13 protein-coding genes are annotated in these 18,781 nt (G+C 72.6%); 6 read left to right on the top strand and 7 right to left on the bottom strand.

Going from position 1 to position 18,781, the window contains the following annotated elements; genetic code table 11:
* Positions 1–62: 62 nt before the first annotated feature.
* Positions 63–1,343, bottom strand: a complete 1,281-nt coding sequence (locus tag ACLJN9_RS20950; protein WP_410813141.1) for an extracellular solute-binding protein — start codon at positions 1,341–1,343, stop codon at positions 63–65.
* Between the two features lie 409 nt (positions 1,344–1,752).
* Between ACLJN9_RS20950 and ACLJN9_RS20955 the strand changes: the two genes are divergently transcribed.
* The gene (locus ACLJN9_RS20955; RefSeq protein ID WP_410813142.1) at positions 1,753–2,772 is read left to right on the top strand and encodes a LacI family DNA-binding transcriptional regulator; all 1,020 of its coding nucleotides are present in this window, start codon (positions 1,753–1,755) and stop codon (positions 2,770–2,772) included.
* A 23-nt stretch (positions 2,773–2,795) separates the two neighbouring features.
* Here the strand turns inward: ACLJN9_RS20955 and ACLJN9_RS20960 are convergent, their stop codons facing one another.
* A complete protein-coding gene (locus tag ACLJN9_RS20960) occupies positions 2,796–5,390 on the bottom strand; it encodes an EAL domain-containing protein (protein WP_410813143.1) in 2,595 nt (864 codons plus the stop codon).
* Between the two features lie 217 nt (positions 5,391–5,607).
* Here ACLJN9_RS20960 and ACLJN9_RS20965 point away from each other — a divergent pair, with 217 nt between their 5' ends.
* A complete protein-coding gene (locus ACLJN9_RS20965) occupies positions 5,608–5,985 on the top strand; it encodes a PH domain-containing protein (RefSeq protein WP_410813144.1) in 378 nt (125 codons plus the stop codon).
* 9 nt (positions 5,986–5,994) lie between these two features.
* On the opposite strand, the gene ACLJN9_RS20970 is transcribed toward ACLJN9_RS20965, so the two are convergent.
* Positions 5,995–6,921, bottom strand: a complete 927-nt coding sequence (locus tag ACLJN9_RS20970; RefSeq protein ID WP_410813145.1) for a 2-hydroxyacid dehydrogenase — start codon at positions 6,919–6,921, stop codon at positions 5,995–5,997.
* Positions 6,922–7,107: 186 nt separating this feature from the next.
* Between ACLJN9_RS20970 and ACLJN9_RS20975 the strand changes: the two genes are divergently transcribed.
* The 3 genes from ACLJN9_RS20975 (at position 7,108) to ACLJN9_RS20985 (ending at position 11,802) form a co-directional block, all read left to right on the top strand.
* Positions 7,108–8,925 carry a SpoIIE family protein phosphatase gene (locus ACLJN9_RS20975; protein WP_410813146.1) on the top strand — a complete coding sequence of 606 codons (1,818 nt, stop codon included), beginning with the start codon at positions 7,108–7,110 and terminating at the stop codon, positions 8,923–8,925.
* 80 nt (positions 8,926–9,005) lie between these two features.
* On the top strand, positions 9,006–10,178 hold the full coding sequence (locus ACLJN9_RS20980) for a PQQ-dependent sugar dehydrogenase (protein WP_410813147.1): 1,173 nt from the start codon (positions 9,006–9,008) through the stop codon (positions 10,176–10,178).
* A 61-nt stretch (positions 10,179–10,239) separates the two neighbouring features.
* Positions 10,240–11,802: a metallophosphoesterase gene (locus ACLJN9_RS20985; RefSeq protein WP_410813148.1), complete on the top strand. Its 1,563-nt coding sequence runs from the start codon at positions 10,240–10,242 to the stop codon at positions 11,800–11,802.
* Between the two features lie 112 nt (positions 11,803–11,914).
* Here ACLJN9_RS20985 and gatB read toward each other — a convergent pair whose 3' ends face one another.
* Positions 11,915–13,414: an Asp-tRNA(Asn)/Glu-tRNA(Gln) amidotransferase subunit GatB gene (gatB, locus tag ACLJN9_RS20990; protein ID WP_410813149.1), complete on the bottom strand. Its 1,500-nt coding sequence runs from the start codon at positions 13,412–13,414 to the stop codon at positions 11,915–11,917.
* Positions 13,415–13,556: 142 nt separating this feature from the next.
* On the opposite strand from gatB, the gene ACLJN9_RS20995 reads away from it, so the two are divergent.
* Positions 13,557–14,156, top strand: coding sequence for a hypothetical protein (locus tag ACLJN9_RS20995; protein ID WP_410813150.1), 600 nt, complete (start codon positions 13,557–13,559; stop codon positions 14,154–14,156).
* Positions 14,157–14,196: 40 nt separating this feature from the next.
* On the opposite strand, the gene gatA is transcribed toward ACLJN9_RS20995, so the two are convergent.
* The 3 genes from gatA to ACLJN9_RS21010 all read right to left on the bottom strand — a co-directional run bounded on the left by gatA (position 14,197) and on the right by ACLJN9_RS21010 (position 18,691).
* Positions 14,197–15,672 carry an Asp-tRNA(Asn)/Glu-tRNA(Gln) amidotransferase subunit GatA gene (gene gatA, locus ACLJN9_RS21000; RefSeq protein WP_410813151.1) on the bottom strand — a complete coding sequence of 492 codons (1,476 nt, stop codon included), beginning with the start codon at positions 15,670–15,672 and terminating at the stop codon, positions 14,197–14,199.
* Positions 15,669–15,974 (bottom strand): Asp-tRNA(Asn)/Glu-tRNA(Gln) amidotransferase subunit GatC, encoded by a 306-nt coding sequence (gatC, locus tag ACLJN9_RS21005; RefSeq protein ID WP_007456314.1) that lies wholly within the window; start codon positions 15,972–15,974, stop codon positions 15,669–15,671. The genes gatA and gatC overlap by 4 nt, the downstream gene beginning before the upstream one ends.
* A gap of 146 nt (positions 15,975–16,120) precedes the next feature.
* Positions 16,121–18,691: a putative bifunctional diguanylate cyclase/phosphodiesterase gene (locus ACLJN9_RS21010; RefSeq protein WP_410813152.1), complete on the bottom strand. Its 2,571-nt coding sequence runs from the start codon at positions 18,689–18,691 to the stop codon at positions 16,121–16,123.
* Between the last annotated feature and the right edge of the window lie 90 nt (positions 18,692–18,781).

The following is an 18,781-nucleotide window of genomic DNA, read 5'->3' on the forward strand; positions in this document are numbered from 1 at the left end:
ACGGGGTACGCGCGGATGGTGCGGGGGCGGCCCGGCGTCCGGCCCGCCCCCGCACGACGGGGTCAGGAGGTGCTTGCCTTTCCGGCTTCCTTGACCGCCTCGGCCCAGGCGGCCTCGGGCTTCAGGCTCTTGTTCTGCACCCGGATCAACACGTTCTCCACGGCCACCCGGGTGGGGCCGTTCTTCTTGCCCAGGTACTGCGGGGTCAGGCCCTGCGCCATCTTCGGAAAGATCTGACCAACCGGCGCGTTGGTGAAGAAGGGGTTCTTGAAGTCGGCGATGGCCGGGTCGCTGTAGAGGGCCGGCTGGGACGGTAGGTTGCCGACCTTCTTGAAGATCTCGATCTGCTGCTCCGGCTGGACCAACCACTCCAGCAGCTTGTACGCCTCGTCGACGTGCTTGCTCTGCTTGGGAATGGTCAGGAACGAGCCGCCCCAGTTGCCGCCGCCACCGGGCACCGCGGCGATGTCCCACTTGCCCTGGGTGCCGGGGGCGGTGTCCTTCATGTGCCCGAGCATCCAGGCCGGGCAGGCGAGCACCGCGAAGGCGCCGCTGGTGAAGCCCTTGTCCCAGTCCGCCTGGAAGCTGGCCAGGTTGGCGGAGAGGCCGGCCTGGATCGCCTTGATGGTGTAGTCGAAGGCCACCTTCGGGCCCTGCTCCATCTGGAGCTGGTCCTGCTCGTCGTAGAAGCCGACCTGCTGCTGACCGAGGATCGGGTTGAACAGGTTGCTGCCGGCGTCGATGAACTTCTTGTTGGTCTTGCCGGTGTAGTTCTGGCCGACCTCGATGAACCTGTCCCAGGTAGGCCAGAGGGCGGAGACCTGGGCGGGCTCGGTGGGCAGCCCGGCGTTCTTGAACAGGTCGGTGCGGTAGCACATGGCCAGACCACCGACGTCGGTGCCGAGGCCGATCTGGGTCTTGCCGTCGGCCGAGAGCGACTGCTTCCACTTCCACGGCAGGTACTTGCTCTCGTACGAGCCGGCACCCTTGTCGAGCAGGTTGACGAACTTGTCCGACTGGCTGCGGAACTGCACCATGAAGCCCTCGTCGATGGCGGCGATGTCGGCCGCACCGGAGCCGGCGACCAGCTTCTTCTGCAGATCCTCGTGCTGGGCGTTGTACTCCCCCGAGTTCAGCTGGATCTTGACGTTGGGGTTGGCCGCCTCGTACTTCGTCTTGAGGTCCTGGAGGCCGAAGTCGCCCCAGAAGTTGATCTTAAGGTTGACCTGGCCGTCCGCCGCGTCGGAATCCTGCCCGCTCTTGCCGCTGCACGCGGCGACCAGGGCGAGACCGACCGTGCCCACGGCGACCGTACGGGCCCACCGGGTCCAGGAGCGTTTCATGGCATCCTCCGAACGAGTGGGAACGCTCCCGACATCGAGAGACGTTGACTGAACCGGATAAGTGACGTCACCGTACGGGCCTGTTCCGGGAGTGTCAACGGCTTGTTAAGAAGGCGCACGATCGACAGTTGCGGGGACCCGTGGGAGCGCGAACACGCGTGGTGGAGCGCTTTCTCCCACCGCTGCGCGCACCTGCCGGCACACCACATCCGGGAGCGCACCGCTACGCTGAACCGGGCAAGTCCATCACCACCAGGGATCGCACCCGACGGTGACCAACCAGCCGAGGGCTCCCATACCGGTTGCGCTAGGTTGAGGCCGCCGACGCACCACGGGTGCCCGACCACAGGCGTCACCACGGCAGGCAGAACCCCGGACCCACGCGGCCGGAGAGTGGAGGAGCACGCCGGTGAAGCGGCCGACCATCGCCGACGTCGCCCGACGCGCCGGGGTGTCCAAGGGCGCCGTGTCGTACGCGCTGAACGGGCAACCCGGTGTCTCCGAGGCCACCCGGCAACGCATCCTCGCCATCGCCCAGGAGATCGGGTTCAGCCCGAGCAGCGCCGCGCGGGCCCTCTCCGCCGCCACCGCCGAGGCGGTCGGCCTGGCCCTCTGCAGGCCCGCCCGGATACTCGGCATCGAGCCCTTCTTCATGGAGCTGATCAGCGGCGTCGAGGCCGAACTCTCCGCCCGCTCGTACGCGCTCACCCTCCAGGTGGTGGCCGACCACGACGCCGAGATCGCGGTCTACCGACGCTGGTGGGGCGAGCGCCGGGTCGACGGCGTGCTCGTCTGCGACCTGCGCACCGACGACCGACGCATCCCGGCACTGGAACAACTCCAACTGCCGGCGGTGGTGATCGGCGGGCCGGGCGGCACCGGAGACCTGGCCAGCCTCTGGTCCGACGACGCCGCCGCGCTGACCGAGGCCGTGGAATACCTGGTCGCGCTCGGGCACCGGCGGATCGCCCGGGTCGGCGGCCTCCCCGACCTGCGGCACACCGAGATCCGCGACGAGGCCTTCGCGGCGGTGTGCCAGCAGCTCGGCCTGGTCGACGCGGTCACCGTGTGGTCCGACTACACCGGCGAGGAGGGCGGACGAGCCACCCGCCGGTTGCTCAGCTCCGCCCAGCGGCCCACCGCGGTCATCTACGACAACGACGTGATGGCCATCGCCGGGCTCTCCGTGGCACAGGAGATGGGGCTCACCGTCCCCGGCGACCTGTCGATCGTGGCCTGGGACGACTCACCGCTCTGCCGGTTGGTGCACCCGCCGCTGACCGCGTTGAGCCGGGACATCCCGGCGTACGGCGCGCACGCCGCCCGGCAACTGCTCACCGTCATCGCCGGACAGCCTGCCGCCCGGATGCAGGACGAGACCGCACACCTCACCCCGCGTGGCAGCACCGCACCGCCCCGCGACAGATGAACCGGTTCATCATCGTGCCCGGGTCAGCGCGACGCCGACGGGAACTCCTCGAAGTACGCCTCGACGCGCTCGGCCGTTGCCGGGCGGGCCAGCGCGAAGCCCTGCCCGTACCGGCAACCGGCCCGGTGCGCTCCCTCGACCTGAGCGGGAAACTCCAACTCCTCGGCGACGATCTCCACTCCCAGCCGCTCACCGACGTTGACCACGACGTCGATCAGCGGCGGCTGCCCGTCCGGTCGCGCGCCCACCAACTCCGGGCCGACCTTCAGCAGATCGATCGGCAGCCGACGGAGCTGGGCCAGGGACGCGTGCTCGGCCCGGAAGTCGTCCAGGGCCGTGCGGACGCCCAACGACCGCAGCCCGGCCAACCGGGCCACCACGGTCGGGAGGTCGGCGGCGATCCTCGGCTCGGCCACCTCCACCACGAGCCGCTCCGGCGACACCCCGTACGCGGCCAGCACCGCCGCGGCGCGTTGCACGAAGTCGGGGGTGGTCAGCTCCCGGGTGGTGACGTTGACGGCCATCCACAGTTCCCTGCTGCCCACCGACCACTCGGCCAACTGTCGGCAGGCCCGATCCAGCACCCACCACTCCAGCTCGCCGACCAGGTCCAGATCCTCGGCTACCGGCAGCAACTCGGTCGGCAGCACCGTGCCGAGCACCGGGCTGCGCCACCGCAGCAGCGCCTCGGCGCCCACCGGCTGCCGGTCGGCCAGGTCCAGCACCGGCTGGTAGACCAGATCGAGCTCACCGCGGGCCACCGCACCGGGTAGTTCACGTTCCAGGTCGAGCCGGCGGACGAGCTGCTCCTCCAGGAACGCGTCGTACCACTCGATTCGGTCCCGGCCCAGCTGCACGGCCCGCCGCCGGGCCAGCTCGGCCTGCCGGAGCACGTCCGCCGGCCCGGCGCCGCTCACCTCGGCCAGCCCGATGCTCGCCTGCACCCGCAGCACCGAACCGGCGAGCCGGTAGGGCGGGGTGAGCGCGGTCAGCAGACGGGTGCCCAGCGCGTACGCCAACACCGGGCCGGCGGCGGTGACCACGGCGAAGCCGGCCCCGGTGCAGCCGGTGACCAGGTCACCGGGCGCGATGATCGCGCGGGCCCGGTGGACCGCTTCGGCCAGCACGTCCTCGCGGCTCGTCGGCCCGATCCCGTCGGTGCCGTGCAGGTCCACCAGCAGCAGCGCGCCGACCGGCGCGGGCACGTCGCCGATCGCGGCGAGGGCGTCCAACAGGGCCGCCCGGTCCCCCGGACCGCCACCACCGGCCGGTACGGACCGACGGCCGAGTGTCGACCAGGTCGCGCCGACCTCGGACGGCCAGACCGAGCCGACACCGCTCGAGGTGTGCGGTGCGCCGCCGGTCGTACCGGCCGGGTGCTCCGACGCACCTAGCCAGCGCGGCTGAGCCGTGCGCCGGTGCCGGACCTCCCGGCCGCCCCGCCGCCGGTGCGCGGCACGCCGTTCGGAAGTGGCCGCGTCGCCGGTGCGCAGCAGCTCGCGCAGCACCAGAGGCGGCACCGCCGCCAGGGCCAGCAGCACGCTCGTCCGGTCCGGCGACCGGCCCGCGCCCAGGTGCAGGCCCGTCGCCAGCAGCAGCACCGCTGCCGGAAGCACCGCCCGGGGCCAGGCCGGCGCGACCCGACCCGCCGCCGGCTGCGCGTCGTCCGTGGCCATCGCGTCGCCGCCAGCCACCACGCAACCACTGGTCGCCGCGTCGCCGCCGGTCGCCGCGCCGCCGCCAGCCACCGCGTCGCCGCCGGTCGCCGCGCCGCCGGCAGCAGCCGCGCCACCGGCAGCCACCGCGCCACCGGCAGCCACCGCGCCACCGGCAGCCACCGCGTCGTCGGCAGCCACCGCGTCGCCCGCGCCGAGCGCGGTGAGCAGCATCCCGAGCACCAGGGGTGGCACGGCCAGCAGGGCCGCCCGACCGGCGGACGCGGGCGGCAGGGCGGCCAGCAGCGTCAACCCGACCAGGGTGAGGAGGACACCACCCCGGCAGATCGCGCCGGCCGCGCGACGGTACGGACCGGTGAAGGCAGTGAGCGCGGCCATGCCCAGACCGCCGAGCACCAGGGCGGCAGCCAGCCGGGCCGGCACCGGCAGTGTGTCGCGGGGCAGCAGCAGCCAGGCGGCGAGGGCAAGCCCGATGGCCGGGCCGGTCGCCTCGACCAGCGCGCGCGACAGGACCCGCATCGATGGTCCCGTCCGGCCAGGGAGCCGGCGCAGGCCGGCCGCGGACAGTGCGGCCACGACCAGCGGGCCGACCAGCGCGGCGGCCCGGTGCCCGGTGCCGATCAGCGGCAGTGTGGCGGCGCTGAGACCGGCTGCCACCACCGCCGCATCGAGCAACAGCCCGGCCACGCGCGGCGACGGATCAGCGGGCGACGACGGATCGCTGGGCGACGGATCGGCGGAGTGCCGGCGCCGCGTTGCCAGCCGGGAGAGCCGCACTCCGGCGAGCGTGGCGCCCGCGCCGCCGGCCAACGCGATCACCACGGAGGTCGGGACCAGTCGGCCGGCGCCGGCGAGGACGAGCAGCGCCACCGCCGTGGACACGGCGGCCTCCGGTGCCGCCCGGCGGGGGACGAGGACGCGGAACGGGTACGCGAGGAGCACGGCGGTCGCCTTCGTGAGGGGGCACGGGGGCGGTGCGGCGGTGCGGGGCATCAGACGGTGCGAGTCCGCTGCCCATCATTCGAGAACGACCGGCAGCCGAATCGGTTACGCGCCGGCCACGGAGACCAAGCAGTGACCCGAGTCACTGTACGGCGTTCGGGGCCCGCCGACGCCGCCCGCCGCGAGCCGGACCGGCCGCGGGTGGGATCATCGGAGGGTGAGTACGCCCGACATGATCCGTTTCCGGTACAACCAAGCCATCCTGGCCGCCGCGATCATCGCCTTTCTCGGTGCCCTACCGTTGGCCAGTGCCCGGACGTACCTGCTGCCGGTGCTGCTCATTCCGCTCGCCGTCGGCCTCTGGGCCTGGCGGGCCGGCACCGACGCCGATCCTCGGGGCCTGCGCCTGCGGGCACTGACAGGGCAGCGCCGGATCGGTTGGGAGCAGGTGGTCGAGCTGACCACCGACCCGCGCGGGCGGGCGGTCGCCCGGCTCGACGACGGCCGGCAGATCGTCCTGCCGGCGGTACGCGGGACGGATCTGCCCCGGCTGGTCTCGGCCACCGACCAGACACTGCCCGACCTGGCCGGTTGAGCCGCCCGATCAGTAGCCGTCGACCACCGTGTTGACCAGCGGCCGGCCGGCGGCGAACCGCCGTACCTGTTCGCCGACCAGCCGGTAGGCGCGCGGCAACAGCCCCCGCACCGAACCGGCCACGTGCGGAGTGAGCAGCACGTTCGGCATCGTCCACAACGGCGAGTCCGAGGGCAGCGGCTCCGGGTCGGTGACGTCCAGGGCTGCCGAGATCCGGCCGGTGGCCAGCTCCGTGACGAGCGCCTCGGTACGGGCCACCGGCCCCCGCGCCGCGTTGACCAGTAACGCGCCGTCCCGCATCGCTGTCAGAAACTCCTTGTCGATGAGACCGCGCGTCTGGTCGGTGAGCGGCACCAGCACCACCACCACGTCGGCCTCGGGCAGCAGCCGGGGCAGCTCGTCGACGCCGTGCACCCCCTGCTCGGGCCGGGCGGTCCGAGCGACCAGGGTGAAACTCACCTCGAACGGGGCGAGCCGGTCCCGCACCGCGGTGCCGATCGAACCGGCTCCGACAATGAGCACCCGTTTGCCGGTCACCTCGTCGGTGGGGGCGAACTCGCCGAACGCCCACCGTCGGTCGGCCTGTGCCCGGACGAAGGCCGGGAACGCCCGCAGCTGGGACAGGATCGCGGTCACGACCCATTCGGCGGTGGACGGGTCGTGCACGCCCCGGGCGTCGCACAGCGTCACACCCGGCGGTGTCCGACCCACCCAGGCGTCCGCACCGGCGGAGAGCAGTTGCACCACGGCCAGGTCGGGCAGCTCGTGCAGCAGCGCGGCCGCGTCCGAACCGGACAGGAACGGCGGTACCCAGAACCGGACATCGGCCACCGGGGAGGGCAGCCGGTCAGGTCGTTCGGCGACCTCCACCGTCACGTCCGGCGGCAGCTCGCCGATGAGGTCCAGACCGGCCCGGTGCGGTATCCATACCTTCACGTCCGCGACGATAGCCGCCCGCCTGAGGGCCGCCGCCGGCACGGCGGCGAATCGGCGTCCCGGGGGATGGCGCCCGACGTCGGGGCGGGCGAGACTCGGCACACCGCTGTTCGGCTCGGGCACGGAGAAGGTATAACGAAGGGTCGGAGTCGCCGCTCGGCCTCCGCCCCGGCAGACAGGTGCTCGATGACCGACGGCTCACCCGCGCGCCCTCGACGCGCGATCGCTCCACCTCCGGCGCTCGGCGACCCGGCACGGCTGCGGGCGCTCGCCGACACCGGGCTGGACGCCGCCCCGGACGAGGCGCTCGACCGGTTCGCCCGCCTGGTCGGCGACCTGCTGGACGTACCGGTCGCACTGGTCAGCCTGGTCTCCGCCGACCGGCAGTTCTTTCCCGGCGCGGTCGGGTTGCCGGAGCCCTGGGCGGAGCGCCGGCAGACCCCGTTGAGCCACTCGTTCTGCCAGCACGTGGTCGACATCGGGGTGCCGATGGTGCTGCCGGACGCCCGGCTCTACCCCCGGGTGCGTGACAACCTGGCCATCGAGGACCTCGGGGTGGTCGCGTACGCCGGGATGCCGTTGACCGACCTCTCCGGCCGGGTGCTCGGCTCGCTCTGCGCGATCGACAACAAGCCGCGGGCCTGGACCGCCGGGCAGCTGCGGACGTTGGCCGACCTGGCCGCCGCCTGCTCGTCGGAGCTGCGGCTGCGGATCGCGCTGGACGGGGCGCAGGAGGCGCGCCGGCGCGCCGTGCGGGCGCACGAGCGACTGGAACTGCTCGCCGGCGTGAGCGAGACGCTGGCCGGCACGCTCGACGTGGGCACCGCGCTGCGCCGGCTCGCCGCCACCATGGTGCCGCTGCTGGCCGACTGGTGTCTGCTCACCCTGGTCGGGCCGACCGGCCTACCCCGCGAGGTGGTCGCGGTGCACCACGACCTGGCGAGAACGGCGGACGTCGACCGTTTCGCCGAGCTGCTGGTTACCGGGCTGAGTCCGGATTCGATCATCCGGACGGTGCTGCGGACCGGCCAGCCTCGCCTCGGCGGCGTGGCGTCGGTGGCCGACGTGGTGCGGGGCACCACGGAACCGGAGATGGCACCGATCGCCGACCGCCTCGGCATCACCTCCTACCTGAGCGTTCCGGTACGGGGTGCCGGCGGCACCGTGCTGGGCGCGCTCACCCTCATCAACGGCGCCCAGCGCCAGCAGTTCGACGACCGCGATCTGCTCACGGCCGTCGACATCGGCCGCCGGGCCGGACAGGCGATCGGCAACAGCTCGATGTACGGCGAGCAGCGGCACGTCGCCGAGGTCCTGCAACACAGCATGTTGCCGCGGCTGCCCGTGGTAACGGAGCTGGAGTTGGCGGCCCGCTACCAGCCGGCTGCCGACCGGGTCGAGGTGGGCGGCGACTGGTACGACGCCTTCGTCCAGCCCGACGGTGACATGATCGCGGCGATCGGGGACGTGGCCGGGCACGACATCGAGGCTGCGGCGACGATGGGTCAGCTGCGCAACCTGGTACGCGGCAACGCGTTCGGCCGTCAGGACGCCGTCGGGGACCTGATGACCCACCTGGACGACGCCATCCGCGGCCTGCGGCTGCCGATCGCGGCCACCGCGACGCTGGTCCGGATCTGTCCCGACCGCGCCGGCACCAGGGAGGTGACCTGGTGCAACGCCGGGCATCCGCCGGCCGCGCTGGTCCGCGCGGGTGGCGCCGTGGAAATCCTCGAAGCGCGGCCGGAGGCGTTGCTCGGCCTGGCCCGGCCGGTGCGGCGGACCAGCCACTCGACCAGCCTCGCCGTCGGCGACACCCTGCTGCTCTACACCGACGGGCTGATCGAGCGGCGGGACCGGTCCATCGACGACGGCCTCGCCGAGCTGCGGAGCCGGTTGACCGGCACCGACACGCTGCCCCTCGGCGAGCTGTGTGACCTGCTGCTCGCCTCGATCCGCCACCGTGAGGACGACACCGCCCTGCTGGCCGTACGGGTCCGCTGAGCGGTCCGACGGAACCACCCGACCCGTCGTCGGCGGCCGTCGGGCCCGCCAGGGCCGTCGGGCGGGCTACCCTGGGCCGGGTGAGCGCCCGACCCTCGTACCCTCGCACCCGCCGTTTCCGGGCGACCCTCGCGGCATCCTGCGCGGCTCTGCTGTTCGCCGCCGGTTGCAGCTTCGGCGAGCCGGAACCGGATCCGGCCGGTGAGCCGCCCAACCTGCCGACACCGTCGGCGCCGGCGAGCCCCGGTGGCGCCGGCCAGCAGGCGGTGGCGACCGTCCTCGCCAAGGGGCTGCGGGTGCCCTGGGCTATCGCCTTCCTTCCGGACGGCGGCGCGTTGGTCACCGAGCGGGACAACGGCAGGATCCTCCAGGTCGGCCCCGAGTCCGGGCCGGATGGGCTGAAGGTCCGGGTGGTGCAGACGATCGCCGACGTGGCGGCGGCGGGCGAGGGCGGCCTGCTCGGCATCGCCGTCTCCCCTGACTACGACCGGGACCGCACGGTCTTCGCCTACTACACGACAGCACAGGACAACCGGGTCGTCCGGCTGCAACTCGGCGGGCAGCCCACCCCGATCCTCACCGGCATCCCCAAGGCCAGCGTGCACAACGGCGGCGGGCTGGGCTTCGGCCCCGACGGCCAGCTCTACGTGAGCACGGGCGACGCCGGCGAGCGCCCCCGCGCCCAGGATGTGAAGAGCCTCGGCGGCAAGATCCTGCGGATCACTCCGGACGGCAAACCCGCCGCTGGTAATCCGTATCCCGGCTCCCCGGTCTGGTCGCTGGGGCACCGCAACGTGCAGGGCTTCGCCTGGGACGCCGCCAAGCGGATGTACGCCGTGGAGTTCGGCCAGAACACCTGGGACGAGATCAACCAGATCACCAAGGGCGGCAACTACGGCTGGCCGCAGGTCGAGGGGCGGGCCGGCGACAAGCGGTACACCGACCCGATCACCCAGTGGGCGACCTCGGACGCGTCCTGCTCCGGGCTGGCCGCCACGGACCGGCTGCTGGTCACCGGCTGCCTGCGCGGCAAGCGGCTCTGGGTGATGGAGCTGACCGACACGGGCACGCTGCTCGGTCAGCCCAGTGAGCTGCTCACCAACCGGTACGGCCGGCTGCGCGCGGTGGCCGCCGCGCCGGACGGTTCCCTCTGGGTGAGCACCTCCAACCACGACGGGCGGGGCGAACCGGCAGCCGACGACGACCGCCTCCTGCGGGTGGTTTTCGCCGGCGGCGACGGCGGTCGCAGCTGAGCTTCGTCACCATCCGTTCAGGTTTGCCAAGATCCTCCAACGGGCAGGTCAGAATCTCAGCATGGACGGGCAGCACGACGGGCAACACGACGACACCGGGGACCGGACCGACCCGGTGGCCGCCGGCAGGTCGCGGTCCTCGGCGCGACCCGGCCGCACCGGTCCACTGCGCCGCACCGCGATGATCCTCGCCGTACTCGCCGTGGCCCTGACCGGAACGGTGCTCGGGGTGTTGGCCGGCGGCCGGGTGTCCACCGACATCGGGCCGTTCCGCGCCAACCTCACCCTCTCCCCCGCCAGCGACGGTGGCACCACCGTCGACGTGCCGCCGCTCGGCGCACTACAGCTGAACAGCCACGACGGGCCGACACATCTCACCGTTCGGCTCGGCGCCCTGGACCAGGGGCGCACCGAGGCGCTGATCGACGACCCGGCCAGCATCAGCAGGGCCAGCCAGAGCGCCGTCGAGGACGTCCGGTCCGGGGTGATGCGGCTCGGCCTGCGGACCCTCGCCTCGGCGGTGCTGGTCACCCTCATCCTGGCCGGGCTGGTCTTCCGCGACACGCGGCGCACCGCCTGGGCGGGCGGGCTGGCGCTCCTGGTCACCGCCGGCAGCCTCGGCACCGCGGCGGCCACCCTGCGCCCCCAGGCGATCGAGGAGCCGCGCTACGAGGGGTTGCTGGTCAACGCCCCGGCGATCGTCGGAGACGCCCGGCGCATCGCCAACGACTACACCAAGTACGCCGAGCAACTGCAACGCATCGTCGGCAACGTCAGCCAGCTCTACACGACGGTGTCGGCGCTGCCGGTGTACGAGCCGGCGCCCGGCACCACCCGGGTGCTCCACGTATCCGACATGCACCTCAACCCGACCGGCTGGCAGCTGATCCGGACGGTGGTGGAGCAGTTCGGGATCGACGTGGTGATCGACACGGGGGACATCACCGACTGGGGCAGCGAGCCGGAAGCGTCCTTCGTGGGCTCGATCAGCCTGCTCAAGAAGCCGTACGTCTTCATCCGGGGCAACCACGATTCGGGCCGGACCGGCGCCGCGGTGGCCCGCCAGCCGAACGCGATCGTGCTGAACAACTCGACGACCACGGTCGCCGGGCTGACCATCGCCGGCATCGGAGACCCGCGCTTCACCCCGGACAAGAACACCTCCCCGGCCGGAAGTGGGCTGACCAAGCAGGTGGCCGACCAGGTGATCGGGGCGGGCGAGCAGCTTGCCGCGACGGTGCGCCGGTCCCCACAGCCGGTGAACATCGCCCTGGTGCACGATCCGGCGTCGGCCGGGCCGCTCGCCGGCACCTGCCCGCTGGTGCTGGCCGGGCACACCCACGCCCGCCAGATCTCCAAACTGCCGCAGGCACCCGGGCAGCAGCCCACCACGCTCATGGTGGAGGGCTCCACCGGTGGCGCCGGGCTGCGCGGCCTGGAGGGTGAGAAGCCCACCCCGCTCTCGATGAGCGTGCTCTACTTCGACCAGCAGAAGATGCTGCAGGCGTACGACGACATCACCGTCGGCGGCACCGGACAGTCCCAGGTCACTCTAGAACGGCACGTGGTGGAGACCCCGGCGAGCGGTGCGCCCGCCCCGGTCACTCCCACCCCCACCCGCTGACCCGGCGGGTGGGGCGTGGAACCCCGGGAGGCGTGCGGCGTGACCGCCCCCCGGTGCTCGGCGTCAGGGTGCGCGACCCGGAGCGCCGTCGTCGGGCCGCTCCGGGTGGGTCTCAGCCCTGGACGCCGAGGCGCTCCAGGACCAGCTCGCGGACGGTCTTCGCATCGGCCTGGCCACGGGTGGTCTTCATGACCGCGCCGACCAGGGCGCCGGCCGCGGCCACCTTCCCGCTACGGATCTTGTCGGCGATGCCGGGGTTGGCGGCGATCGCCTCGTCCACCGCGGCGGTGAGCGCACCGGTGTCGGAGACGACCTCCAGGCCCCGGTTGGTCATGATCTCGGTGGGCGAGCCCTCGCCGTCGACCACGCCCTCCAGGACGGTACGGGCCATCTTGTCGTTGAGCTTGCCGGCGTCCACCAGGCCCTGAAGCTCGGCGACCTGGGTCGGGGTGGCGCCGATGTCGGCCAGCTCCACGCCGGTCTCGTTGGCCCGGCGGGACAGCTCGCCCAGCCACCACTTGCGGGCGGCGGCGGGGGTGGTGCCAGCGGCGACGGTGGCCTCGATCAGCTCCACCGCGCCGGCGTTCAACACCGACTGCATGTCCAGGTCGGACAATCCCCACTGCTGCTGGAGCCGACGCCGGTGCACCCGGGGAAGCTCCGGCAGGGCGGCCTTCAGCTCGGCCACCCAGGCCGGGTCCGGCGCGATCGGCACCAGATCCGGCTCCGGGAAGTACCGGTAGTCGGTGGCGGTCTCCTTCGACCGGCCCGAGGTGGTGTCGCCGGTCTCCTCGTGGAAGTGCCGGGTCTCCTGCGTGATCCGGCCACCGGCATCGAGCACCGATGCCTGGCGCAGCATCTCCGAGCGGACCGCCCGCTCCACCGAGCGCAGGGAGTTGACGTTCTTGGTCTCGGTGCGGGTGCCCCACTCCGCACCCGGCAGGTTGAGCGAGGTGTTCACGTCGCAGCGCAGCGAACCCTCCTCCATCCGCACGTCGGAGACACCGAGGGTCCGGATCACGTCCCGCAACTCGGCGACGTACGCCCGGGCCACGTCGGGGGCGAGCGCCCCGGTGCCCGGGATGGTCTTGGTGACGATCTCGACCAGCGGGATGCCCGCCCGGTTGTAGTCGACCAACGACTCGGTCGCGCCGTGGATCCGACCGGTGGCGCCACCCACGTGCAGCGTCTTGCCGGTGTCCTCCTCGAGGTGCACCCGCTCGATCTCGATCCGTACCGTCTCGCCGCCCACCTCGACGTCCAGGTAGCCGTCGACGCAGATCGGCTCGTCGTACTGGCTGATCTGGAAGTTCTTCGGCATGTCCGGGTAGAAGTAGTTCTTCCGGGCGAACCGGCACCACTCGGCGATGGAGCAGTTCAACGCCAGGCCGATCCGGATGATCGCCTCGATGGCGGCCTTGTTGGCCACCGGCAGCGAGCCGGGCAGCCCCAGGCAGACCGGGCAGGTCCGGGTGTTCGGCTCGCCACCGAAGTCGGTCGGGCAACCACAGAACATCTTGGTGTTCGTGCCCAGCTCGACGTGGGTCTCCAGGCCGATCACCGGTTCGTAGCGCGCGACGACCTCGTCGTACGCGGGCAGTGTCGTGGTCATGAGACGCTCCAGGCGCGATCCGGACAGAACCTGTCCAGCCTAGTGGGGTTGCCGGCCACCGCTTCGCTCGGGTTTCGACAACACACCGGGGCGGGCGTACGACCCGGTATGCGGTGACGCCCTCGGGGGTAGGTATCGACACATGACGAACACGGGGGACGACACGGCGCGGGAACGGACGAGGCTCATCGAGAAGGGTCGGCGACGCTCACGACGGCTGACCGTGGTCGTGGTGGTGGCGCTGTGCACCGTCCCCGCCCTGCTGGTTGTCGGCTGGTCGGTGCTCGACGGGGAACGGAATCCGCACGACCTGCTGGTCCGCCTGCTGCTCGCGTTGATCCCCGCGGCGGTGGGCACCGCCATCGCACTGCTGGTGAACAAGCGCTCGCAGGTTGACCCGTCGCGGTCGAGCGACACCGACGCGACCACCCTGCTCCGGATGAAGGCGGCACTGCGCGATGGGCGGACCGACGACCTGCGCATCGACGCACTTGCTCGGCAGGAAGCCGGACGCCAGGCACGCCAGCCGTGGACGCTCTGGGTTCTCGGCGGGGCCCTGGCCCTCAATGTGCTGCTGTCCATCTCGAGCGACCGCCCATCCGTCCGCTGGGTGGCGGTGATCGGATCAGTCGCCTGGGCGGTGGTGGTCGTCCTGCAGTTGCGCACCGTGCGGCGGGCCCGCCGCTACCTCGCCGGCCCGCCGAGCACCGGCACGGCCGAGGCGGATCACGGACCGGCGTGAAACAGCCTGTCCCCGACCCGCCTCGGCCGCTTGCGCGTGCTTACAGCGCCGGCGGGGTGAACGTGCCGACCGCGGACTCCAACGCGGCGGCGACCCGGTACATCCGGTCGTCGGCCATCGTCGGAGCCATCACCTGCAGGCCGACGGGCAACCCTTCGGACAGGCCGCACGGAACCGAGATGCCCGGCCCGCCGTACAGGTTGGTCGGGATGGTGAACAGGTCGGCCAGGTACATCTGGTACGGGTCGGCGGTCCGCGCGCCCATCGGGAACGCCACCGACGGGGTGGTCGGCGAGATCAGCGCGTCGACCCGCTCGAACGCGGCCGTGAAGTCCCGGGTGATCAGCGTCCGGACCTTCTGCGCCTGTCCGTAGTACGCGTCGTAGTAACCCGATGACAGCGCGTACGTGCCGATCATGATGCGCCGCTTGACCTCGGGACCGAAACCGGCCTCCCGGGTCAGCGACATGACCTCCTCCAGCGACCGGTTGCCGTCGTCGCCGACCCGCAGGCCGAACCGGACGCCGTCGAACCGGGCCAGGTTGGACGAGCACTCGCTCGGCGCGATCAGGTAGTACGCCGGCAGCGCGTAGGCGAACGTCGGGCAGGACACCTCGACGATCTCCGCGCCGAGCTTCGCGAGGGCGTCGACGGACTCGCGGAACGCGGTCATCACGCCCGGCTCGGCGCCCTCGCCGACGAACTCGCTGACGATGCCGAGCCGTACGCCGGTCAGGTCACCGGTCGCGCCGAGCTTCGCCGCCGCCACCACGTCCGGCACCGGCTGCGGGATCGAGGTGGAGTCGCGCGGGTCGTGCCCGCCGATCACCTGGTGCAGCAGGGCCGCGTCGAGCACGGTACGGGCACACGGGCCCGGAGTGTCCAGCGACGAGGAGAACGCGACAAGCCCGTAGCGGGAGGTGCCGCCGTAGGTGGGCTTCGCGCCGACGGTGCCGGTGACCGCGCCGGGCTGGCGGATCGAGCCGCCAGTGTCCGAGCCGATCGCCAGCGGCGCCTCGTACGCGGCCAGCGCGGCCGCGCTGCCGCCACCCGAGCCACCCGGGATCCGGCTCAGGTCCCACGGGTTGTGCGTCGCACCGTACGCCGAGTATTCGGTGGAGGAGCCCATCGCGAACTCGTCCATGTTGGTCTTGCCGAGCATCACCGTGCCGGCCTCGCGCAAACGCTGCACGATCGTCGCGTCGTACGGCGGACGCCAGCCCTCGAGGATCTTCGACCCCACGGTGGTCGGCACGCCTCGGGTGGCGAGCACGTCCTTCACGGCGACCGGCACGCCCGCGAGGGGGCCGAGTTCCTCGCCGGCGGCCCGGCGCTCGTCGACCGCGCGGGCGGCGGCGAGCGCGCCGTCGGTGTCGACGTGCAGGAAGGCGTGCACCCGGTCGTCGACGGCGGCGATCCGGTCCAGGTGGGCCCGGGTCACCTCGACGGCGGAGGTTTCACCGCCGGCAACCAGAGCCGCGATCTCCGTAGCGGTCATCCTGGTCAGATCGCTCATGAGGCCACATCCTCGGTCAGGATCCGCGGTACGCGGAACCGCTGGTCCTCGGCGTCCGGCGCGCCCGACAGCGCCTCCTGCGGGGTCAGGCACGGTGTGACTACGTCCTCGCGGAAGATGTTGGTCAGCGGCACCGAGTGCGAGGTCGGCGGGATGTCCGCCGCGGCGACCTCGCCGACCTGGGCGACCGCCTGGAGGATCACGTCGAGCTGGCCGGCGAACGTGTCCAGCTCCTCCTCGGTGACGGCGAGCCGCGACAGGCGCGCCAGGTGCGCGACCTCCTCGCGGGAGATGGCGGCCATCCGTGCCCCCTTCTGATGTCCTGCTGGTCGGGCGGTGTGCCGGCCGCGCGGCGGGTGGAGCGTGACGCGCGGTGACCGGAGCGAGTCTATTGTTCCGCTCCGGTGTCGCGTCTCCGACTCCCCCTCCGGTGGCCCCGCGCGCCGGGTCAGCGGGTGGGACGACGGGCACCGTCCGGCTCCGGGCCGCCGGTCGGGCGGACCGGCCGGTACCGGGCCAGCCAGGTGACCAACTCCTCGGCGGGCATCGGTCGGGCGTAGAACCAGCCCTGTGCGGCGTCGCAGCCGGCGGCGTGCAGCATCCGCCAGGTTCGCTCGTCCTCCACGCCTTCGGCGACCACGCGCAGCCCCAGCGCGCCGGCCAGCTCGATCATCGACTTGACGATCGCCGCGTCGTCGGCGTCGTCGGCCATGCCGAGCACGAACGAGCGGTCGACCTTCACCTCGGACAGCGGCAACCGGCGCAGGTGTTGCAACGAGGAGTATCCGGTGCCGAAGTCGTCCAACGCGATGGCCACTCCGATGCTGTGCAGCCGGGAGATGGTGGCCAGCACCCGGCGCGGGTCGGCCATCAGGGCACCCTCGGTGATCTCCAGTTGCAGCCGCTCGGCCGGCACCTGGTAGCGGGCCAGGCGTTCGGCGATCTGGTCGGCGATCTCACCGGTGTGCAGGTCCCGCACGCTCACGTTCAACGCCGCGCGCAGCCCGATGCCAGCCGCCGACCACTTGGCGAGCTGCTCCACCACGTCGTCGACCACCCGCCGGGTGAGCAGTCGCATCACCGCGCTCTGCTCGGCGACCCGGATCAGCTCCTCCGGGTCGACCATGCCCCGGCGCGGGTGCCGCCACCGCAGCAGCGCCTCGACGCCGACCACCTCGCCGGTCGCGATCGCGATCTGCGGCTGGTAGTACATGGTGATCTCGCCGGCATCGTCGGCCTGCTCGCCGCCGGAGTGCGCCCACCCGGTCGACCCGGACGGTGGCTCCACCGTGCCCGGCCCGATTCCACTGCGGGGACCGCCGTCGGTCGGGGCGGGAGCGGGCACCGCGCCACCGTTCGGCGATCGCCGCCCGCGCCCTCCGCCGACGTGCCGGTCCCGGACCGACCCCGGGCGGGTGCCGGCCACCGTGGTGCGGGTGTTGCGGCCACGGATCGGGTCGGCTCCGGTGGCGATCCGGTTGAGCAGTTCGTCGGCGTGCACCAGCTCGGCGCCGGGCCGCCGACGGCGGCCCCACCAGCGACCGTCGACCCCCGGCGCGGCGGCGACCACCGCAGCCGCGCCCGCGTGCGGCGCGGCCTCGGCGGGCAGGTCACCGCTGGGCAGCGCCGCACCATCCCCGCCGCGCACCTCCGTCACCACCTCGAGGGGTACGTCGAGAGCCTGCTCGGCGTCGGGGCGTTCGACGGCCGACGGGCCGGCCTCCAACACCCGGCGCAGATCGGCGAGGAGGCCGAGCCGCTCGGCGGAGTTGTGGTCGGATTCCGGGGCGTACAGCGCCACCGTGTCGTTGCGGTGCTTGGCGTCGTACATCGCCACGTCGGCGTGGCGCATCAGCGTGGCGAAGTCCTCGCCGTGCTCGGGGAAGAGGGCGATTCCGATCGACCCACCCACGTCGAGTGGCAGACCGTCCAGCGGCACCGGCTCGGCGAGCGCCGCGACCACCAGGTCGGCCAGGTCACGTGCCTGACTCGCGTCGGTCAGCCCGGTCATCACGATGGCGAACTCGTCCCCGCCGAGTCGGGCGATCATCTGCGGCCGGGGTTCCACGTCGACGAGCCGGGCGCTGACCTCGACCAGCAGCCGGTCGCCCACGGCGTGGCCGAGCGCGTCGTTGACGTTCTTGAAGCGGTCCAGGTCGATCAGCAGCAGCGCGAGGTGCCCGTCCGGTTCGCCGCGAGCGGTGCGCTCGGCGTGCAGGTGCACCTGCTCCGCCACCTCGGTCAGCAGGGCCTTGCGGTTGGGCAGCCCGGTCAGCGGGTCGGCGGCGGCGAGGTGCTGCTGCTCGACGGTGAGCCGGGCCATCCGGTAGACGGCGAAGAGCGGCACCAGCACCAGCGGGATCAGCGCCGCGCTGACACGCGCGGCGGCGACGAGCACCGGAGCGAGCAGCAGCAACGAGCCGGTGGAGAGCAACTCGAAGCCGAGGCCGTGCCGGAGCGTGGGCCACCAGCGGTCCCCGAACCGCAGCCGCACCGCCCAGCTCACCAGCCCGTAGTTGACCACGAACCAGGCCATCGTGGCGCCGCCGACCGCGGCCACGTCGGTCCAGTGCAACCGCCCGCCCGAGAAGATGGTGCCCGGCCCGAACCGGATGACCGCGTAGGCCGCGGCGAGGGCACAGGCGTACTGGCCGACGTTGAACGCCGTCCGCCACGCGGCGTGCCGCATCCGCCAGCCCGACACGACCACCCCCACCGCCTGCACCGCGACCGCCGGGCCGAGCCCCCAGCCGAGCAGGATCGCGAAGGTGAAACAGGTGGACGGGAAGACCGCCGAGGACTGCCGCCGGCCCGGGGGCACGAACGGACGGGCGTCGCAGATCACGGCGAGCGCGGCCATCGTCCAGAACGCCACCGGCAGCCGGGACACCTCACCGGGGAGCGTCGCGAGTGGACCCGCGGCGATCGAGGCCGCCACCGCCAGGATGCCGATGACGAAGCCGGCGAACGGCGCCACCCGCCCGGGAGGGACGGAGTTGCGCGGGTCGGCGACCTCCATTCCACCTCCCGACCGACGGTCGACGTGCCGGAGCGCACGCCGTGACCCAATGAAACGCCCTCGGCCCCCGATTTCCCGGTATGACAGTCA

The sequence above is a fragment of the Micromonospora sp. 067-2 genome, assembly GCF_046549295.1.
In the GTDB taxonomy this organism is placed as follows: Bacteria; Actinomycetota; Actinomycetes; order Mycobacteriales; family Micromonosporaceae; genus Micromonospora.

Excerpts from the sequence above, each read along its gene's own strand:
- ACLJN9_RS20950 (WP_410813141.1), bottom strand. The coding sequence starts at position 1,343 with ATGAAACGCTCCTGGACCCGGTGGGCCCGTACGGTCGCCGTGGGCACG.
- ACLJN9_RS20975 (WP_410813146.1), top strand. The coding sequence starts at position 7,108 with ATGACCGACGGCTCACCCGCGCGCCCTCGACGCGCGATCGCTCCACCT.
- ACLJN9_RS20985 (WP_410813148.1), top strand. The coding sequence starts at position 10,240 with ATGGACGGGCAGCACGACGGGCAACACGACGACACCGGGGACCGGACC.
- gatB (WP_410813149.1), bottom strand. The coding sequence starts at position 13,414 with ATGACCACGACACTGCCCGCGTACGACGAGGTCGTCGCGCGCTACGAA.
- ACLJN9_RS20995 (WP_410813150.1), top strand. The coding sequence starts at position 13,557 with ATGACGAACACGGGGGACGACACGGCGCGGGAACGGACGAGGCTCATC.
- gatA (WP_410813151.1), bottom strand. The coding sequence starts at position 15,672 with ATGAGCGATCTGACCAGGATGACCGCTACGGAGATCGCGGCTCTGGTT.
- gatC (WP_007456314.1), bottom strand. The coding sequence starts at position 15,974 with ATGGCCGCCATCTCCCGCGAGGAGGTCGCGCACCTGGCGCGCCTGTCG.
- ACLJN9_RS21010 (WP_410813152.1), bottom strand. The coding sequence starts at position 18,691 with ATGGAGGTCGCCGACCCGCGCAACTCCGTCCCTCCCGGGCGGGTGGCG.